At 36.8% G+C, this 21,329-nt stretch carries 14 protein-coding genes and 1 pseudogene; 14 read left to right on the top strand and 1 reads right to left on the bottom strand.

Annotation, left to right across the window (positions count from 1 at the left end; translation table 11 throughout):
* Positions 1-11 precede the first annotated feature (11 nt).
* The 7 genes from P159_RS0112130 (at position 12) to P159_RS0112100 (ending at position 7,935) form a co-directional block, all read left to right on the top strand.
* Positions 12-1,010: a Gfo/Idh/MocA family oxidoreductase gene (locus P159_RS0112130; RefSeq protein ID WP_221174095.1), complete on the top strand. Its 999-nt coding sequence runs from the start codon at positions 12-14 to the stop codon at positions 1,008-1,010.
* Positions 1,007-1,942, top strand: coding sequence for a Gfo/Idh/MocA family oxidoreductase (locus P159_RS0112125; RefSeq protein WP_029544402.1), 936 nt, complete (start codon positions 1,007-1,009; stop codon positions 1,940-1,942). Before P159_RS0112130 ends, P159_RS0112125 begins: the two co-directional genes overlap by 4 nt.
* Complete coding sequence (locus tag P159_RS0112120; RefSeq protein ID WP_029544400.1) at positions 1,939-2,712, top strand: hypothetical protein; 774 nt, start codon at positions 1,939-1,941, stop codon at positions 2,710-2,712. The genes P159_RS0112125 and P159_RS0112120 overlap by 4 nt, the downstream gene beginning before the upstream one ends.
* Before the next feature lie 52 nt (positions 2,713-2,764).
* Positions 2,765-4,789 (top strand): adenylyltransferase/cytidyltransferase family protein, encoded by a 2,025-nt coding sequence (locus P159_RS19540; RefSeq protein ID WP_051650339.1) that lies wholly within the window; start codon positions 2,765-2,767, stop codon positions 4,787-4,789.
* A gap of 34 nt (positions 4,790-4,823) precedes the next feature.
* Positions 4,824-6,068 (top strand): hypothetical protein, encoded by a 1,245-nt coding sequence (locus tag P159_RS0112110; RefSeq protein WP_029544396.1) that lies wholly within the window; start codon positions 4,824-4,826, stop codon positions 6,066-6,068.
* A 4-nt stretch (positions 6,069-6,072) separates the two neighbouring features.
* On the top strand, positions 6,073-7,494 hold the full coding sequence (locus P159_RS19535; protein WP_051650338.1) for a glycosyltransferase family 52: 1,422 nt from the start codon (positions 6,073-6,075) through the stop codon (positions 7,492-7,494).
* Positions 7,495-7,557: 63 nt separating this feature from the next.
* Positions 7,558-7,935 carry a hypothetical protein gene (locus tag P159_RS0112100; RefSeq protein WP_029544393.1) on the top strand — a complete coding sequence of 126 codons (378 nt, stop codon included), beginning with the start codon at positions 7,558-7,560 and terminating at the stop codon, positions 7,933-7,935.
* A 157-nt stretch (positions 7,936-8,092) separates the two neighbouring features.
* Here P159_RS0112100 and P159_RS0112095 read toward each other — a convergent pair.
* Positions 8,093-8,767, bottom strand: a pseudogene (locus P159_RS0112095) (hypothetical protein); the annotation flags it as partial.
* An 81-nt stretch (positions 8,768-8,848) separates the two neighbouring features.
* Here P159_RS0112095 and P159_RS0112090 point away from each other — a divergent pair.
* From P159_RS0112090 to P159_RS19530, 7 genes are all read left to right on the top strand, one after another.
* A complete protein-coding gene (locus P159_RS0112090) occupies positions 8,849-12,037 on the top strand; it encodes an ATP-binding protein (protein ID WP_029544389.1) in 3,189 nt (1,062 codons plus the stop codon).
* A 127-nt stretch (positions 12,038-12,164) separates the two neighbouring features.
* Positions 12,165-13,331 carry a nucleotide sugar dehydrogenase gene (locus P159_RS0112085; protein ID WP_029544387.1) on the top strand — a complete coding sequence of 389 codons (1,167 nt, stop codon included), beginning with the start codon at positions 12,165-12,167 and terminating at the stop codon, positions 13,329-13,331.
* A 20-nt stretch (positions 13,332-13,351) separates the two neighbouring features.
* Positions 13,352-14,899: a glycosyltransferase family 4 protein gene (locus P159_RS0112080; RefSeq protein ID WP_029544385.1), complete on the top strand. Its 1,548-nt coding sequence runs from the start codon at positions 13,352-13,354 to the stop codon at positions 14,897-14,899.
* A gap of 81 nt (positions 14,900-14,980) precedes the next feature.
* Entirely contained in the window at positions 14,981-16,543 is a 1,563-nt protein-coding gene (locus P159_RS0112075; RefSeq protein WP_051650337.1) for a glycoside hydrolase family 99-like domain-containing protein, read from the top strand.
* Positions 16,530-18,176, top strand: coding sequence for a glycosyltransferase family 9 protein (locus tag P159_RS0112070; RefSeq protein ID WP_080705987.1), 1,647 nt, complete (start codon positions 16,530-16,532; stop codon positions 18,174-18,176). The genes P159_RS0112075 and P159_RS0112070 overlap by 14 nt, the downstream gene beginning before the upstream one ends.
* Positions 18,177-18,257: 81 nt before the next feature.
* Positions 18,258-20,117 (top strand): glycosyltransferase, encoded by a 1,860-nt coding sequence (locus P159_RS18740; protein ID WP_037377051.1) that lies wholly within the window; start codon positions 18,258-18,260, stop codon positions 20,115-20,117.
* Between the two features lie 25 nt (positions 20,118-20,142).
* Entirely contained in the window at positions 20,143-21,303 is a 1,161-nt protein-coding gene (locus P159_RS19530) for a class I SAM-dependent methyltransferase (RefSeq protein ID WP_185753725.1), read from the top strand.
* Positions 21,304-21,329: the final 26 nt, after the last annotated feature.

Here is a 21,329-nt window from a genome sequence, read left to right as displayed (position 1 = left end):
GAGGCTAAACAGTGGAAGAACTGAATGTGGTTATCATTGGCTTGGGATCAATGGGGAAAAGGCGAGCCAGGATTGTGCGTAGGTTGTATCCTGGGTTTCATGTAGCAGGCATCGACATCCAGGAAGAGCGGCGGAAAACTTTTGCAGAAGAATTTTCTGTGCCTGTATTTGCCAGTCTGGCAGATGCATTGGCGAAAATACCTCTGGATGCATCCATAATCTCTACCTCTCCGCTATCCCATGGGGATATAGCGCATGAGTGTCTGTCTGCCGGACTTCATGTCTTTACAGAACTTAATCTGCAGCCTTATAGGTATGAAGAAAATATGCAATTGGCGCAAAGCAAAAATCTGAGGCTGTTCCTTTCTTCAACCTTTTTATATCGTAAAGAGATACAATACACAATTCGCAAGGCCGTCATGACTGAATATCCACTCTCTTATCTGTATCATGTGGGACAGTATTTGCCGGATTGGCATCCTTGGGAGGACTACCGTAATTACTTTGTAGCCAAACGGGAGTCCAATGCTTGTCGGGAATTGTTTGCCATAGAACTCCCATGGCTCACTTCGGCATTTGGTGCCATAGAGGAGGTTCATGTGGTATCAAGTAAGATGACGCAGTTGGAACTGCCATACCATGATAATTATATGGTGACAATTCATCATCAGGGAGGATGCAAGGGTGTGCTGACAGTGGACGTAGTGTCACGGGAGGCAGTACGTGATTTGTGCGTCTATGGTGAAAACTTGTTTATACAATGGGATGGCACTCCTGCTGGCCTTAAAGAGAAGAATCTCGATACGAAGGATTTGGTATCGGTGGAACTATATGGAAGCGAGGCAGTCCGCCATGATGACAATTATAGCCGTAACGTCATCGAGAATGCTTATGAAAATGAAATAGAGGCCTATGTTGCTTGTATTACCAGAGATGAAAAGCCTGTCTATGGTTACAAAGAAGATTTAAAAATTTTGTCCTGGATTGATGAAATAGAGGGGATAAAATGATGAAGGTGCTGTTTTGTGGTCTGGGATCCATGGGTTCTCGTCATTTGCGGAATATGAGTCAGGTTATGGCTGAGAGGCAAGTGGGACTGGTGTGTCATGCTCTGCGCAGCACTAAAAGAGTCTTGGGTGAGACCGAGCAGAAGGCCTTGAGCAAGGAGATATCCTCCTGGGGCGAGGTAGATGCCTGTTATGACTGCATTTTTATCACTAATCCCACAGCCTTCCACTACAAAACGTTGCAACAGGCAGTTACGCACACCAAGAGAATTTTTATTGAAAAACCGGTATTTTTAAGCGGGCAGGAAGATATGTCAAAACTGGGGCTAACCCCGGAGCACATCTGTTATGTGGCGGCTCCCTTGCGTTATACAAGGATTGTGCAGTATCTGAAGGATTATCTGCCTGGCAAAAGAGTTTACAGCCTACGTGCTATCTGTTCCAGCTATCTGCCGGAGTGGAGACCAGGCATGGATTGGAAGAAATGCTACAGTGCTAATGAATCCATGGGAGGTGGAGTGGACATAGACCTCATCCATGAGTGGGACTATATTTCTTATCTCTTTGGTCTGCCGGAGGAGGTATATTCTCTTCATGGCAGATACAGTGATGTTACTGTTGATAGCTGTGATAACGCTCTCTACATAGGAGTGTATCCAAATATGTCCGTGAGCCTTCACCTGGATTACTTCGGGCGCTCGGCTTGCCGTGAAATGGAAATATTTATGGAAGATGATGTCTTGAAGGCCGATTTTATTAAGGGAAGGATATCTTTCTTTAAAAGCGGAACATGCATTGATCTTCCACAGGAGCGGGACGAGATGCAGAAAGCAGAACTCAGGTACTTCCTTTCACTAACAAGCAATCAGGAGAATACCAATAGTATAGAACACGCCATGCGTGTTTTGCGACTGGCAAGGGGGATGAAGCAGTGAATCTTTTGTTTACCGTCTGCGGCAGGGCAGGCTCTAAGGGCATAAAGGGGAAGAACTTTAGAGAATTCTTGGGGCATCCCTTGCTATTCTATACCTTTGCAGCGATTGTCCTTTATCGTGATAAACATCCTGAGCATCATATAGACATAGCACTCAATACCGATAGTTCGGAAATGAAAGATATGATTGAGGGCAATACGCAAATAAATGCGCTGATTGTGCCCCGTAAGGAGGATTTGGCAGGAGACAGAGTGGCCAAGAAACTGGTCATATGGGATACTCTGAACGAAATTGAAAAAATTACAAGAGTAGAATATGACTTAGTAGTGGATTTTGATATCACATCTCCGATTCGGACAGTAGAAGATATTGAAGCCTTAGTTGACAAGGCAAAGACGCTTGAATATGATGTTGTTTTCTCTGTGGTCGATGCTAGACGTAATCCTTATTTTAATATGGTCAAGGAAAATGAGGATGGTACAGTGTCATTGGTGTACCCCAGTGAATGCACAGCTCGACAGCAATGTCCCCCAGTTTATGATATGGATGCTTCTATCTATGCTTATAAGCCTGAGTTTCTTAGAGATGATGCTATGTTGCTGGCAGGTAAGTGTGGGATTATAAAGAGAAAGGATACTGCTGTATTGGATTTGGATCATGAAATGGATTTCGAGTATATGCAGGTTATAGCTAAATATTTGATTTATGAGAAGCAGGATGCTGGTTTAATCGAAGTTATAAATAAGACCGCAGAATTAAATTCAGACTAATTAAGAAATTTTTACGCGTAATCAAATGCATTATCTGAGGAGTGAGTACGGCATGGATGGGGCTGTGAACTCATATGATTTATTCATTAGAAAACTGAAAAAAGAAAAAGATTTTGAAAGATATTTGAATCTGTTAAAAGTAGCAAAAGAGACATTTGTTGTTTTTATTGCAGTGGGGGATACTGGAGCTGGAGTATCGTTCACGCCTGATCTATCCCACCATTTCATGAGATGCCTTGGTACTTCAGTGAATATGGCTGACAAATTTCGCAGACCATATGTGGTTGTTTTGGATAAGGGAACGGTATTGCAGGAAATTTGTTCTGAAGAACTGGATAAACCAATTGTTTTAAGAGGAAATATCGGCAGACATACATTTGAAGTTTATAGTGCAGGATTTGGATGTAATACTGGATTCGGTATGGGCGCTTATTTGCAAATTGATGGTGCAAATTATTTGCATGGAGGTAGAGGCTTTAATTTTCTGGTTTTTGATTTAGAAGGAGATTACTTGATTGATACAAAAACTTTCGATACTTTCGATAACTGTATCTGCCATAGTGAATTGAATCCGGTTGATAATGCACTAAGGCAATATTCAGAAATTGGGGGGGTGACGCTGTGTGTATTGCGTATGCCTCGTCGATTTATATCTAAGCATAATATTGATTTGAGTCTTCACGAGAAATTCATACGTTTACAAGAGAGGGAAAATCCAAAGTGGCTGGATGCGCTGGGGGCGGATACTCAGTTATTAAAAGAGGTGTGGAAGGAAAAAGCATTTCATTTTTGTGGTGATTTCGACTCATTTGATGAGTTTAAGGATTCGTTTATAGTGCCTAATTCGTATTTGAATTTGGATGGGTCAAGAAGATTTGAAGAGTGTGAAAGTGCTTCTGTGAATACTAGAAATGGTATAAGGGTTACCACAAATCAACCAAAGGAAATACAAAGATCTATATTTTTTGTAGGCCCTTCTACGGTTTTTGGTCAATATGTGTCGGATTTTAACACGTTTGAGTCCTTTCTTCAAAGGAAATTAAATGAACTAGTGCCAGATAAACAATTTGCTGTGTGGAATTATGGATTTCCAGGACCTGATTATGTTAGGGACGTGGCTAATTTGAAATCACTGCCTTGCAAACAAGGAGATATCGTTTTTTTTGTTGCACACCCATGCTGGGGATTGCCAAACTACGGTGTGTGGGGGATTCCTTATTGCGACTTGTATCTGAAATCTATTCGTCCACATGATTATGGAGAAATATATACAGATGGTCACTTCTCAAAGAATGGAAATCGCATGGTTTCAGATGGAATATTCGATTTTTTGGATAGAAATAATTTTTTTGGAAAAAATATTGGTGAAGAAGTACCTATCGTTAATGATAAGAATAAACATTGTGGCCTATTAGGTGTTGAATCCGATGATTTAATATATTTCTATAAGAAAAAACTTAAAATAATATATGATGAGTATCTTCGGCCTAAAATAGGATCAGTAGTCATGAATTGTAATCCGTTCACTAAAGGCCATCGTTATTTGGTTGAAACAGCATTGAAACAATGTGATTACTTAATTGTATTTGTTGTTGAGGAGGATAAGTCAGAGTTTTCATTTGTAGACAGATTCAAGATGGTTGAGGATAATCTTGCTGATTTAGATCGTGTACTAATAATGCCAAGTGGCGAATTTGTTATTTCTACTAAGACTTTTTCCGAATACTTTAATAAAGAAAAATTGCAGAACAAAATAATTGATGCATCGAAAGATATAATTGTTTTTGCAAAAGAAATTGCACCTTGTCTTGATATTACAGTTCGTTTTGCTGGAGAAGAGCCTTTGGATAATGTAACACGTCAGTATAATGATGATATGCGTAAAATTCTACCACAGTATGGTATACAGTTTATAGAGATACCTAGATTGAACAATGATGTTGGTGTAATTAGTGCATCAAAAGTTAGAGAGTTGGTGCATAAACAGAAATTCGAAGTGCTGGAAGGGTTTGTAACGGATTTGACATTTAAGTATTTAATTAATAGGTTTAAAAAAGTAGAAACGAGTATGATATGAGTATTCATGTGGTATCAATCGGAGGAAGTTGCAAATGGAGAAAGCTTTACAAATAGATGCTACATGTTTTGCGGTAGATAATGATGACTTATGGTTTGTTCCACAAAAAAATTATTTTTATGGACTTTATAAGATGAGTTTGTCTGATGATAAAGTTGTATGCTTGGCTCAATTGCCTTGTGATGAAGAAGGTTTAAAAAAAGGTCGTCCACAGTATGGGGTGTTGGCAAAAGTCGGTGATAAAGTAATAATTGCTCCTAGATTTATAAAAAAACATAGTGATTTTTTGGAATTTGATACGAACAATGGAACTTTTGATGAGATTTCATTGGATGTGCCATATATAGATTCTCCATTTGTTGATTCAAAGCAAGCATATGATTTAGTGGTTAACTACCATGACAAAGCATTCTTTATTTGTTCATTTAATGGGTATATTGTTGAGTATAATGGTAATTCAAAATCGTATAAAATTCATACACGGTGGAGTGATGATGTAGAAGACATAATTCCTAAGAGAAAATTGTTCTTCAATCGTGATTCGTTTGTTGTAAAAGATCATTATTTATATTTGACTCCGTACGAAACAAATAAAATTGTTATTATTGACCTAGATATAATGCGTAGCGATGTAGTAGAGATGCCATTCGAATTTAAATCATTATCTTTAGTGGCTATGAATGATAATGTTATCGTGCTTAGTGCTGATGGTGATGATATAGTATTTTGGAACCCAGCAATTAATGAATTTAAAAAAATAGAATTACCTACAGATAACAGTTTATATCCTCGTTTTTTTGGGGGGGTCACCTACGGTGATAATCAAGTTTTGTTTCCGTGTTATGGAAATAAAATTTTGACAATTAATCCCCGGAATGGAATTTCTTCTGTGGATATCATGGATTTTTTATCAGAGAATGATGAAACGGGCATAGAGATGCCATCAAAATATTTTAGGTTTCCTGTTATTACTCATGATATATTGAATAACCGTTGCTTTGTACTTCATAGCAGGCAAGGAATACTATACGAAGTGGATTGCGTAAATGGACGAGTTAAGCAGCATAAGAAAAATACAATGGAGGATAATGAAGTCGAATTATATATCAAGTCAGGCATGAGACAAAATGAAATTTTACCAGAGATGTCGCAACGAAGTTTGCCTGTTTTTATTAAGTGTATAATAAATTTAGAATTTGCTTTGGATAAAATAGATAGAGAGCATAGTGAGAATATAGGAGAAAATATATACAGTATGGTATTGGAAGGAGTCAAATAACAATATGGGAATAAGACAAGATATTCAAAGAAAAAATATCCATCATTACTTGCGGACGAAAGTTCATAAACTGGATATAGGTACATTGTTCAATAAGAAGCAACAGATTGTTATATATGGTTGCGGAGACTTAGGGAAATATCTGTGTGATGACATTTTTGAAATCTATGATATACTTTGTTTTATAGATAATGCTTCAAAAGCAGAAATGTATCATAATATTCCAATATATTCTTCATTTTCCTTGGATTTAAGAGAGGTGTTAATTAATTCTGAACATCTTATAGTCATTGTGACGCCTGTATGGGATTTTTCAAATATATATAATTATTTAATGTCAATTTCAGATAAGAATGAAATATTACCCGTTAATCTGCTGTTTACAGCACTTGAAATGGGCATTGATTTTAGCAAGTATAGATTTGGTAGTATTTATGATGAAGCATTGCGAACTATGCTTCATAGTCATGTAACAATTAAGGAGATTATGTGTGCTAGTTCTGCTTATATGTTTCTTCAATACTTGCTTTTGAAAGATGACTGGGAGAATACCTATTTCTTCCTTAGTGATGTCTTTCCCAATAAACTGTATCATCGGATGCAAGCAATAGGAATTAATTGTTGTAAAACAGCATCGTATGATAAAGAGGAAAAAGCTCGTCTGTTTGATTGTATTAGATTGTTGGCTTTGTATGCATCGGTGCGTCGCTTAGAAGTTTACGCACCAGATGGGATGCCAGAAGATGTTTATTTTAGTCGGGATAAATTTACTGTATTGGAAGATGGCACTACAAATTATTTGCCTAAGTATGTAAATAGATTTAGATTTATGTTGCCTGTGCTAGGTGATTGGCAGAATGCTACAGTTTATGGATATAATCAGTATGCAAAAAAAATAATCCTTACTGGAAGATTGAGTATTCCTGAAGTGATAAAGGACAAAGTAGAAGTAAAAAACTTAAAATCTTTGTGGTATGCAAAAAATGAAGGCGTCAAGGAAAAAATCTTGGAACTTTTTGATGTTCCTATTGAAGATATCAGAAAATATGTAAAAGATGGTTTTGATTATATTTTGCTTACACAACCGATGAAAACATTTGTATATTCTTTTACTAATGATGAACAGTTGACAATGTATAAAAAAATATTAAATAAATATGATTGTTCTCGAGTGTTGATAAAACCTCATCCAAGAGATGATTTTGATTATAAAAACGCATTTCCAGAGTGTGAAGTTATTCGTAGTGATTTTCCGTTTGAATTTTTCTATTTTTTAGATGTTCCGCTAGAAAAGATTATAACAATACAATCGAGCGCAGCTATGGGACTATATCCTAAGGAGAAAGTTGATATGCAATTTGAATATATAAAAATGTTTGATGAGGATTTATATGACGAGTTAACTGATATATATAATCGTTCGTAGAAAATGTATGGTTTTGGAAAGCCCTCTGAGAAAGAATGTTTGTAATTATGGGGAGTGTTCACATTGAAGATTACAGTAGCAGGTGCTGGTTATGTAGGGCTTGCAAATGCTTTAGTTTTAGCCCAGAGAAATGAAGTGTCTGTACTGGATATTTCAATTGAAAGAGTTGCCAAGATAGAGAAGGGTGTATCTCCAGTATGCGATGATGGAATGGAGGATTGGTTAGCAAGAGGACGTGTGAAGCTTTCTGCTTTTACGGAGGTTGATAAGTGTATGCAGGGCGCAGATTTGGTGCTCATTGCTACGCCTACTGACTATGATGCGGAGAGAAATTTTTTTGATACGTCTTCTATAGAGTGTGTTATTGAAGAAGTGCTAGAGTTTGCTCCTGCGGCAGACATACTTATTCGATCCACTGTGCCAGTGGGCTATACTATGTGAATTAGAAAACCTCGGCAATCTAAATGAGAATTGGCAATCATCGGTATTGAGGTGATGTGAAATGCCCTTATACAAGGTTGGAATACCGTAGCTTGAAAGTGTATGGAAAAATTGGCGCAGGATACCCAGCCCTGAAAAATTGAATTTTTTTCAGGGTTCATGCACTCTCACATTTGCGCTCATGCCAAGCATCTATGTGAATGACGGACAGTATGGCGAATAATCGAATATACCACATCATGGATGAGCGATGGCGCCCTTCTTCCAGCAGTCCGTCAATCTTTATGCGTTTGTTGGCCCGTTCAGCAGATGTGCGCTTGTTGTAGGCTTGCTTCCATTGAGGCGAACCTCGTGGAGGGTCGCAGAAAAGCCGTGGGTCATCCTTGAGGTTTATATTTACAACACGTCCATAAGTGGATTTTGTGCAGCGATTGTCGCACAGGCACAGCCTTTCAGCGTATTTTGTCTTCGGGCAAATATATTTGGCTCTGTGCCGCTTCTTGTCAGTGCCATTGGGCTTCATGGGAAGTCCCAGAGGGCAGATTGGCACACCGTCATCTCCAATGGTATATCTCTTGTCCTCAGCAGATTTCGTACCGCGAGGGTTCAAGTCTATGAAGGGTGTTATGCTGTTTTTGCTGCACATCTCGTACACAGCTGCTGCATTGTGTGCAGAATCAAGGATCAAAGCGGAAATATTCCAGTCCGTGAAGAATGTCTTGATGCAGGCAAGTCCGTGCAGCATGGCAGGAAGGTCGTGGCGGGAAGCACGCTCCAGGACAGGGAAGACAGGCAGTCCAGAGTTGGTATCTGTGAAGAGATAGAGGTTATAGCCGTAGTAGAAGAAATTTCTGGACGTTACGGGTTGATTAAATGCTTATGATGTAGAATGCTGAATGTGAAGGTGTATATTATGTACTTAGAAGATAGATTAGAATTTCTTAGTCAAACTAACCCTGACGTCCAAGATAAAGTGAATCAGTGGAATGTTATTAAAATGGTGACTGCGAAGAAATTGGAGACTGTTTGTGTTCATTTTCCACATTTTAGTAAACATGATATATCTCATTCAAGAAAAATAGGAGAGCATATAAGTAAACTGTTGGGGGTAGAGAGAATAGAAAAACTATCATGTTCTGATCTTATGATGATGTTATCAAGTTTTTATTTACATGACATAGGAATGGCTTTAAAATATGAGGAAATTTATTTTAAATTAATATCTGAAGAATTTCAAAGATATCTAAATGATTTAGCTAATGATTCTGAGTCTGAATTACAACATATTGCTAGGAGGCTATGTAATTTTACAATTAATGATAATGATTACGAACATTCGATTGAAGTATATAATGATGTGATAGAAGTAATAGAACATGTATATAGATCGGGTCACGCTGAGCGTAGCGCCGGATATATAATAAGTAATGAAGCAATAAAGCATTGCTTCGGGATTCGTAACCAGAAACTGTTAGCATCAATTTGTAAGCAGCATCAAAAATCAATTAAACATATTATGGATATCCCTCATAAGGAAAACGGAATATTTGATGATTATATGCATCCACGTTTCATAGTTGCTATGCTTTGCTTGGGGGATTTATTAGATTTAGACACGGATCGATTTAATGAATACTCTTTGGAATCATCAACGCCTATGCCTCATTTATCAAAATTGCATTTAAAAAAACATGAATCAGTTGAGAGATTTCTGATAGATTATAATGAAATCTATATAAAATCTAATGTTGAAAATGATGAAGTATATAGGATAATGCGGCAATGGATGGATTGGATACAGAATACTTGTGAATACATTGCACTACATTGGAGTGAGATTGCACCGGAAAATTTTGGAAACTCTCCTCGGTTGGTTCAGCGTGAAATTATGTTTAAGGGAAGTAATAAGTGGGCTGAGTTAGCCAATCTTAATTATCATATATCTAGTAAAAGAATGTTTCAGCTATTTGCTGGTGGCGGTATTTATCGAAATAAGTTGGTATGTATACGTGAGATTATACAAAATGCTGTAGATGCTACAATTTTTCGATTATATGATGAGAAGATACTTGATGGAACACCGGAAGATATAATTAAAAAATTAAAAGATAATTATATTGATTGGAAAGCATATCAAATAAAGGGGTATGTAAAAGAAATCGATAATACACATGTGGAAATATGTATACGCGATAATGGAATTGGTATTTCTGTAGAAGATATTCATAGAATTGCAGAGGTCTCTAATAAAAGATCGGCATATTCTAGGAACCTTTTACGCAAAATGCCGGATTGGATGCGTCCATCAGGCGCTTTTGGTATGGGGATGCAATCTATATTCTTGCTAGTTGACCAATTTGTTATTGTAACTAAAACAATAAATGAAGCCCCCAAGAAACTCACATTTCAAAATGCTACGCGTGATGCTGGCTATATAATCGTAGAAGAGTATAAGGAACGTTTTGCGCAAGGGACGGAAGTTAAGTTAATAGTGGATTTGACAAAACTAAATGCAGATGAATTGGGATGTCCTAATTATTATTATTGCCATAAGATATTGAGTCCGTGGTTTCTTAGAAAATTGAGGGCTGAATATGGTGATTTGCATCCGTCACAACATATGCGTGGTCTGGAAATGAAAAAGAAGAAATGGGATGTTGTCCCTATAGATATAAGTATTACTGATCATAGAAATGGCGAAGATATACCTTTGTTAAATATTCCGCCTTTTTTTTCGAATGGTTTAAAAGAAGTAGATATAAAAAATGGTTGCGTGAAAACAAGCGTTTTTTTTCCTGCTTTAAATTGTCACTTAATGTGTAAAATATTATTGCAGAATGAAGTTGATAGGAAACATCAATATGGAACCATTAACGATTCGATAGAACTGCCTTATAATGTAATTTTTTATAGGCATTCTCACGTGTGTGATTGGATGTTTGGACAACAAAATAATATCCCATTTTTGCCTTATGTGACTTGGTGCATTGATTTGATGGGGGAGAATGCTGACAAAGTTGTTAATATTAATCGTAATACGATAAGAGAGGAATATTGTGGTTATATTTGGAGAATACTACTGACATCTCTAGAGGAAACTGCAAAATTACTTATAGATTATTTATTGGATGATAAAATTGGTAGAAATGAACGTCCTCAAATTAAAGATACAATTTTATTAGTATATCAATTTGCTAAGCAATATTCGTATAAATCTGATGAATTATGGCATGAGTATAAGGATTTGCTAAAAGATATTTCAATAGGAAATTATTATTCGTTTGAATCAGAGGAAGAAATATATGTAAAATGTTGTGATCTTCGTAATCAAAAAGTCTTTTTTGTATCAGAAAAATTGGATGAAATAAATTTACCAAATAAACTAGTTAGCAAAATAGAAAAATATAGCAGTAATAGTATGCGTGTATTTAACTTAAATGGAGCATTAAAAAATCATATTTTAAATCATCGTGCTGAAAAAATAATTGTTGCTAAAGTGGACGAAGAATTTGTGGAACTAGTGCAAACTGAGCCTTTTTCCTATGCGGATGTTTTGAAAAATGCACCGAAAATAGATGATTTAGTGCTGCTCAAACAAACTTTACGTATGTTACTTAGGGAAATGAGAGGGTTGCCTGTATTTAATGGGTATGAGATTCTAGCTACGCCGGTTGATAGAGAAAGCCCGTCATTTAACTCTTATATATCGGAAATATCTTATTTGATTGAATCTCCATTTGTTGATTATGTTGATGTTTTTTGTGATATAATCAACAAAAATTATTTCATTAATAATGCAATGGATGAATATTATCAGAAGATAATAGATTCAGATGGGTTTAAGCATAATCTTAAGTATATTTTAGTGTGTCACAATAATGAAAAAAATAAAGTGGAAAAAGCCTATAAAAACCTTGTAGAGAAAATTTTGAGATTGCTTAGCTCGGAAGAATATATAGAGTTAAACAAGTTTTATGTACGTAAGTATATTAATCCTGATGTAGATGGCTATATTTATAATGTTAGAGATATATTGGAGGATAACAGATACTTGTCAACGTTTTCCTTTAAATATGCGCATAAAAAACATAATCCAAAATGAGAATTGTTGATTGTCTTTAATGAGACTATGATAAGGCACTGCGAATTATATTACATAATAACGCAACAGATAAAAAATAATCAAGGAATGACTGTGATTAGATGTTATGTTCTAGGGAGTGTTGGGGTTGAAGATAACGGTAGCAGGTGCTGGATATGTAGGTATGGCCAATGCATTAGTGCTGGCACAGCATCACGAAGTATCAGTTCTGGATATCTCTGCTGAGCGGGTAGCTATGATTAGGCAGGGGAAGTCTCCAGTGCGGGATGAGGGCATGGAGAGGTGGCTATCGGAAGGCCTGGTGAAGATTTCTGCTTTTTCGGAGGCGAGTACGGCTCTGTGTGGAGCCGAATTGGTGCTCATTGCTACACCTACCGACTACGATGCGGAGAAAAATTTCTTTGATACTTCATCAATTGAGTGCGTCATTGATGAGGTGCTGGAGTTTGCGCCTGGGGTGGATATCCTGATACGCTCCACTGTCCCCGTGGGCTACACTTTGCGACTGCGGGAACGGTATGGCAGGGAAAATATCTACTTCGCCCCAGAGTTCCTGCGGGAGGGGCATGCTCTACATGACAGTCTGCATCCGTCACGCATCATACTTGGCGACAAGGGCGAGGCGGGCAGGCGGCTCTCAGGACTTTTCCTGGAGGCAGCAGAGAGTGATGAAGTGCCTGTGTTGCTGATGGGGCCAACGGAGGCCGAGGCAGTGAAGCTTTTTGCCAACACTTATCTGGCCCTACGTGTGGCGTATTTCAATGAGCTTGATTCCTACGCTGCCATCAGGAATTTGTCTACGGAGGAAATCATTCGGGGAGTGTGTATGGATCCTAGAATAGGTGACCACTATAACAATCCATCCTTTGGTTATGGTGGCTATTGTTTGCCCAAAGATTCCAAGCAGCTATTGGCTAACTATGAAGATGTACCACAAAATCTAATTACTGCCATAGTGCAGGCTAACAGGACTCGTAAGGATTTTATAGTCGGAGAAATCATAAAATGGAAACCAAAGACTGTAGGAGTTTATCGCTTGACTATGAAAAAGAACTCGGATAATTTTCGTTCTAGTGCTGTGCTAGATGTAATAGAAAAACTGCAGGAGTATGGAGTTGAGTGCCTTATATATGAACCTACGATTGGAGAACCTAAATTTAGAGGTTGCAGTATTGTGAATGATTTAGTTCTATTTAAGAGATTGAGCGATATCCTTATTGCCAATCGTTGGCATAAGGACTTGGAAGATGAGAGGGATAAAGTTTATACTTGCGATGTGTTTGGTCGAGATTGAGATGAATGGAGAAGATCTAGATGGAAATTCAAGTTGGAATAAATAAAATAGAAGAATGCTTGAATTCATCTGTTCGTGTGTTTGGTTATGGCGCTGGCCATTATGGACATGCTTTGGCATGGATGTCAAGACAAATGGAATGGAATTTAACTGGATTTCTAGTATCGAACGGAGAAAAGCATCCAGATGAAATATCTGATTACCCTGTCATGCAAGTATCAGAAGCAGGAGATTTAAGCGATGTTTCTATTATTTTAGCTGTAAATGAGAAAAATAAATCTGCAATATTATCATCTTTATCTGAAACTGGACTAAAGATAGTAATTTTATCTAGTGCTTTTTTTGACGATTTAATGTATAGATATAGAATTATGGATGATTCCTTTGCGCTGACAGCACAAAAGTTAAGATTTTGGCGGGAGGGGATATCTTATGAATCTATGAGAGTGTTGTTTTTTACTCATGGTTCAGAACTTTTGGGAGCTAATAGGAGTTTGTTACAAAATTTGCTATATTGGCAAGCTATGGGAATGGAATCTTTGATTGTATCTCCTAATGCAGGTGATTTAAATAAGGTTCTTAATAAACATAATATTCCTAGTTTGGTAGCACATTTTTTATGGTGGGTAGGAGATTGTGATGGGGGTAAGATTCCTGATAATACTCTAGTAGTGGATAAACTTGATTCGTTGCTGAAGAATTGCTGCTTTAATCTCGTCTACTCTAATAGCAGTGTGATTAATATCGGTGCCAATATGGCTCGGAAATTAGACCGGCCACATATCTGGCATATTCGGGAATTCGTTGAGGAGGATTTTGGCTGGCATTTTTTTCTAGGCCGAAAGGAAGCTTTAGAATATATTTTGAATAATAGTAATAAGGCTATCTGTATATCAAAAGCGTTAATGTCTAAATGTGAAGATGTTGTAGAACAGAAAAATGTATTTTGCCTAATACCGAATGGAGTTAGTCTTGACTATGCAGGAACACATAAGAAAGATGAATTCTATCAAGATGTTTTACGGATCGGTATGTGTGGCTTTGTTAAAGAGTGTAAAAACCAAAAAGAGGTTCTAGAAGCATTGAGTTTATTACCCAAAGAAGTGTTGAAACATTATGAAGTTGAATTCTATGGTCCGCAGGATCCTATATATCAAGAAGTACTAAATGAATATGCTAATTCGAATTTATTAAAAGATAGAGTTAAATTTTTGGGGTATACGACTGATGTAGCAAGTCATTTATGCAACTGTCAAATTGGTGTGATGGCGTCGCGCATGGAAGCTTTTGGCCGAGTAACTGTTGAGTATATGCTATCAGGGTTGTTGACGATAGCATCTAATACTGGAGCAAATCCTGAATTGCTAGAAAATGGTAAGTATGGATTGTTGTATGAGTTTGGAAATCCCAAAAAACTTGCCGAATGCTTGATATGGTGTGAAAAACATCGTTCAAAAATGCAAAAAATGGCCAGGCAGGCACAGGGAGAGGCATTAAAAAGATTTGATCCTCAAAGAACGGCAATGTCAGTATACGATGTTATCGCTAATGCTATAAATAATAAATAATATATTGAGATAGAAAGTATGATATTAAATTATGTTGGTTCGTTAAGTGACAAATGTTAAAAATCATAGGAGAAATAGAGAATGGACAAGAATGATGAAATTAAGAATATTAACCAATCATCACCACGTGTTATAGCGATGTACTTGCCTCAATTTCATCGTGTGAGGGAGAATGATGATTGGTGGGGAGAGGGATATACCGAATGGACTGCGGTGAAAAAAGCATGTCCTATGTTTAATGGGCATTCACAACCCAAAATTCCACTAAATAGTAATTACTATGACTTAATGGAAAAAGATGTAATGGTTTGGCAAGCTTATTTGGCGAGGAAGTATGGGGTAAATGCATTTTGTTTTTATCATTATTGGTTTAAAGATGGGAGACGCATTTTAGAAAGACCGGCAGAAAATCTGTTAAAATGGAAAGATATAGATATGCCGTTCTGTTTTTGCTGGGCGAATGAGACGTGGGCTAGAACATGGGAGGTTATGAATGTAGAGGTGAATTCGTGGACATCAAAAAATAACAAAATTTTTGATAATGAAATTCTTTTGATGCAAAATTATGGAACGAGAGGTGTGTGGGAAAAACATATTGAATATTTAATTCCGTTCTTTAAAGATTCACGTTATATTAAAATAAATAATAAACCTGTGTTTGTGCTGTATTATCCGCACAATATTCATTGCTTAGTAGATATGATGGAGGTTTGGAATGAGGTTTTGAAACGAGAAGGATTTGATGGGGTTTATTTAATAGGTGATATAAAGGAGTCTATGCCAGTAATAGATATTAATGATATAAATTCATGGATGATACGTTACCCTATAGCAGCTAAACATAAAATCAAAAAGCATGTTGAAGATGTTGCTACGTTGGATTATGATGAAATGTGGGATTCTATACTATCATATGATGATATTCAAGGTATGAATAAGCCTTGCTATTGTTGTGCTTGTGTTAATTACGATGATACTCCTCGTCATGGGGATTTAGGAACTGTATGTATAAATTTTAATGATGAAAAGTTCTACAGATATTTTCGTAAATTATATGGATACTGTAAGTATAAGAAGTTAGATTTTATTTTCCTTAATGCATGGAATGAATGGGGGGAGGGAATGTACTTAGAACCAGATGAACAAAATGGATTCGGCCTTTTAGAAGCTGTAAGGAGAACTGTATACAATGATGAAATAGAAGATAATCCCGGCATAAATAATGGTAGAATATCTGAAAATAGTGGAACTGATGGAAGATATTATCTTGATATGAAAAAACAAGGTCTTGTAATTAATGCGTTGAGTCAATGGTTGAGAATAAACGAGAAGGGAGAGGAGGTAAGGAGTTTTTTTTATAGGAATAAATATAGGAGAATAGCTATTTATGGAGGTGGAAGGCTAGGTAAGCATCTAATTGCAAATTTGGTTGGCAGTGATGTTGAGATAAAATATATTATTGATAAAAATAAATCTTTAAAAATATGTTCTTACCCTACATTTACACTTGAAGATAAGTTGCCTCCAGTAGACGCTGTTGTTATTACTCCGATTGGAATGTATGAAGCATTAAGGAGTGAATTGCGGAAATATGTAGATTATGATACTGTTTCGTTAGAGTATATTCTTTATGAGTTCTGTTAAAGTGATTTATGATAATTATGCCAGTGATGATGTGGTGTTTGTCCATAGCGGGAGGCTTATGATGATAGTTAACCCGAGAAGATTTATAGAAAAAAAAGAAGAGTTGATTAATTCATTGACAACATTCGCTGGCAGTCATGAGGAGGTTTATCTTTGGGGGGCGGGAAAACTTGGCAAATATGTAAAAGATTTTCTAGAAGAAATAAATATTCATCCTAAGGGATTCATAGTGTCTAAAGTGAGTAATGAAAGGTTTTATTTAGATTTACCTATAATGCAATATGATGAGATGAGTATATATGGAGGAATAGGAATAGTTTTATCTTTGGGGAATCAATACCATGAAGAAGTGTTGTCAAATAGTAACCTTGATTTAAGTCATATGTTTATTCCTAGTCAAGAAATGTATGAAATTATGGGGGCTTCTCAGCGTATTATATCAGACTACAGAGTTTCAGCATTAGAAAAGTTATTTCCATATAAAATTAAATTAGAGAATATTTCTTTACGGGATTGGAGGGAAATACTGATAATTTGTATTGAAAATATAGGCGATGTGATAATGTATTTACCGTTTATAAGAGAACTCAGAAAGAATTGCGCTCTTGATGTAAATATTACTGTGGTTGTGCAACCGCAGGTGAAAATATTTATGGAACTATGTCCTTATATTGATACGGTTATTGTTTATGATTATAGGAAATATTTTGCTTCAGATATACATGGAGCTATTGAAATAAGCAAAATGTTTTCTGAAGCACATTTATGTCAAGTGCAATATGATGTTGTTTTTATACAAGGATGGTATAATATACATATAGAATCTCTATTACTTGCGGTCTTTAGTAGTGCAACCGTGAGAGTTGGTTTTTCTGAGACAAATATGCCAGCGAAGGCTATATTAAATAGGAATTTTGATAAATTCTTATCTGTAGCTATCAAATCAACTGCTCCTATGCATGAGGTAGAACGTAATTTATATATTGTAAAATTTTTAAGGGGAAAAGTATATTCTAGTGGATTAGATTTTTGGCATACTGCTGAAGACGAAAGGCTGGCAAGTAAAATTTTAAGCGGTGTAAAACTGGGTGATGAAGGTAAAATGATTGCCATAGTTCCCTATGCCAATGATCCGAGACGGGTTTGGGATAAACATAATTATCTTGAGCTGTTGCTTGCTCTTCATGGAATAAATCAGAAAAATTATTATTTGATTTTAGGAGGTGTTGAAACGGTTAGAATAGGGGATTACCTGATTAAAGAGTCTAATATTAATAATATAATAAATTTGGCTGGCAAGACATCTTTGGGAATAGTATCGGCTGTTATAAAAAGGTGTTCTTTATATATAGGGAGTAATACTGGATTGACACATATAGCCGCTGCATGGAAGGTTCCGGTGATTGAGATTATTTGTCATCCTGTAGGTGGAGATCCATTAGAGTATTCATCACCAATTAGATATCATGCTTGGGAAACAAAATACTCTATAGTGCGTCCTGATCACGCTTTGCCAGGATGCGGAGCTACCTGCTATTCAGAGACGCCACATTGTATAAATCTAATAAAGGCTGATGATGTGTTAAGTACAATAAAATGTGAACATCCTGGAATTATAAATTCCAAGCTATAGATTGGAATTAAGTGGGATGTGTGAATGGAGATTTTTCATGAAATCATATGAAAGGTAATGTTGATTCTTAGGGGGGGTTGCATGCAAAGGGAGTTTATCATATGGGGGACTGGGAGAGAGGCATCAAGACTCATAAAATGGATATCTGAGGCTAACTTTTTAGTTGAGGAAATTTTAGGTGAGAAAGCCTGTGAAGTTCCTTGGTTCTTAGATAGTAACGTAGAAAAAAAAGGAAAGAAGTTTTACGGCAGGGAAATAAAATTGCCAAAAGATATCTGGCATGAAAATAGATATCCTATTGTGATAGCTGTTGCACAAAATGCTGCTATAGTGGCTGAACTGGAGCAGCATAGCTATTGCAAGTTGTCTGATTACTTAACCTTAGTAGATTTTTATGCTTGGCTTTGGCGAGAATCAGGCTTGTTTTGGCAGTTGGCAGAAGCCTTAGGTTTGCGGTCTGAAGGTAGCGTTGGTGATTGGTGGGATTGTAGAGTACCTGAGGAAATTTCTGCTAGATTCCATAGTTTTAGGCAGGATTTGCGTGCTGCGTGTGAGTTGCGGGGGCATGCTGATTGGATTGAACCTATACAAGATATGCTGGCGATGTGTGTACTTTTTGCAGATAATGCATGGACTAACAGTCAAGTTGTTGGCAGTCAACTGCTAGATATGGTAGGTATTTCTAAATACGTTGATTTTTTGGAACTTGTCTTTAGAGAGAATGTGGCCACTGCTACTGAGTGGATGCCTCTTGCTAACAAAAGAACTATGGAAGATAAATTGCCTAGAACAATTGGAATATATTATATGCGTTATTACAACGGTGGCATTGAGAGGGTAATATCAAAACTTTTGCAATTATTTCATGTACATGATTATCAATTAGTGCTGTTCACTGATGAAATCAAGGAGGATATGGAATATTCGTTGCCGGATGAAGTAAAGCGCGTATTGCTGGCGCATGAGTGTGGACGGCAGGGGCGTTGCGAGCAATTGCTTAAGGCACTACAGGATTATCATGTGGATATCTTTTGTAGTCATGCAAGAGGGACAAATGCACTCTATGATTTATTGTGTGTACAACAGGCTGGTGTACCTGTGGTGCTGGAACTGCATAATAATTTCAGCTTTATTGAAAATATGCCGAATGAAAATATTTTATCTATAGGGCGAAGGGTGGATGTTTTGGTTACTCTTTCCAAGGTAGATGAAATGTTTTGGCGTTTGTTGGGCTGTAACAGCGTGTATGTACCTAATCCTATAGATCCTCCAGTAGAAGTAGATACAGAACCTATGCCTTATACTATCCTATGCTTGCAAAGGATAGATCAGACGCAGAAACAAGTGCTTGAGTTACCTGCAATTTTGGAAAATGTTGTTCAGGTATTGCCGGAAGCCAGGTTACAGATAGTAGGAAAGGCTGACAATCCAGAAATTGAAGCACGCCTGCGCAAAATGTTCGAGGAACGTGGCCTATTGGGCAATGTTGACTTCTTAGGATTTCACACTGATGTAGAGAGATACTATCGACAAGCTTCAGTCATGTTGATGACCTCTAAGTTCGAGGGATTCCCCATGAGTGTGGCAGAAAGCAAAAGATACGGCACACCTTTGGTCATGTATGAATTGCCCTACCTAGAGCTTTTAAGAGATGGGCGTGGATATATTGCTGTACCACAGAATGACCAGAAAGGGGCTGCGGATGCTTTGGTGAGAATACTTAGTGACAGTGAGCTTCGAAAGCAACTTTCTAGTGAAGCAAAATCAAGTTTGGAAGTGTTTTCAAAGGTCAACCTTATGAAAGTGTGGGAGAATGTTTTTTCAGTAGCTATTCGTTTAAATCAGCCAGGGTTATTATCAGAAGAAGAAAGGACTTTCAGTGAGATTGAACGCTTGCTTATGCAGCTTGCAAAGAGGGTTAAATCTGAACGATTAACTTAATAGAAGCATGGATGAGGAGAGTATTATGGACGAAGTGTTTTATGGAAATCTAATACATAAGATGAGACAAAACGGGGTAGCAATTTATGGTGCGGGGGATCGTGGTGAACTCTTGTTTGATATATTAAGTGAAAATGGATATGTAGTTAAGTGTGTTGTTGATAGAGTGGTAGGAAAGAAGTTCAAAGGTTTAATGACAATTGGTTTAGGAAGTTTGGAAAAAGGCAATGATTACGTGTGTATTATAAGTCCGAATCTTTCTAAGCAGGAACTTGATGCTATTAGAAATGAGGTGTCAGAGGTTTTTAAAAATGTTTTATATATGAATGAAATAGAGTGGATGTATCATTTTCATCCAGAGTTTACTGATGATATGGATTATAAAGCGGCAAAACCGTTTAACTTTTATGAATCGCCTTATGCAAATAAAATGGAGTGCGAACTATCTAAAAAGTGGAGAGGTAATTCAATAAAGAATGTTGCAATGAATATAGAAGGCCAACTTGCGTTCATGAAAGTGATAGGTGCTTTTGCTAAAGAATTTTATAAACATTATAGTGATAAATTTTTTAGGTATAGACATAATGATATGTTCGAATATGGAGATGCCATTGTATATCACTCTATGATAAGGCATTACAATCCTAAAAGGATAATTGAGATTGGTAGTGGTTATTCTACTGCTGTAGCGCTTGATACTATTGAGTTTTGGGATTGCAGTGCTGATATGACCTGTATAGAACCTTATCCAAATAGATTATATTCAATTATGAAGAAGGGAGATGAGCAGAAATTAAAGATAGTCGATGACTTTGTACAGAACATCGATTTGAGTGTGTTTGATGAACTCGAGAAAGACGATGTGCTATTTATAGATTCCTCACACGTTTTGAGAAGTGGTGGGGATGTTGTGATGGAGTTTTTGCAAATTCTTCCTCGTTTGAAGAAAGGTGTAATTATACACGTTCATGACATCTTCTATCCGTTTGAGTATCCATCAGCATGGATAAAAAGTGGCCGTCCATATACAGAGGCATTTTTGCTACATGCACTGCTAATGGATAATCCGAACTATGAGTTGCTTTTTTGGGAGGATTACATTGGTAAATATCACAAAGATGAATATGAGAAAGAACGCGGTGGGGTTTCTGATGTTGGGAGTAGTTTTTGGATGAGGAAAAATTGAAAGGTGTTATGTTTTATGAAAACATG

The organism is Selenomonas sp. AB3002 (assembly GCF_000702545.1).
Classification (GTDB): domain Bacteria; phylum Bacillota; class Negativicutes; order Selenomonadales; family Selenomonadaceae; genus Selenomonas_B; species Selenomonas_B ruminantium_A.
This window is presented reverse-complemented; position numbering and strand designations above follow the sequence as displayed.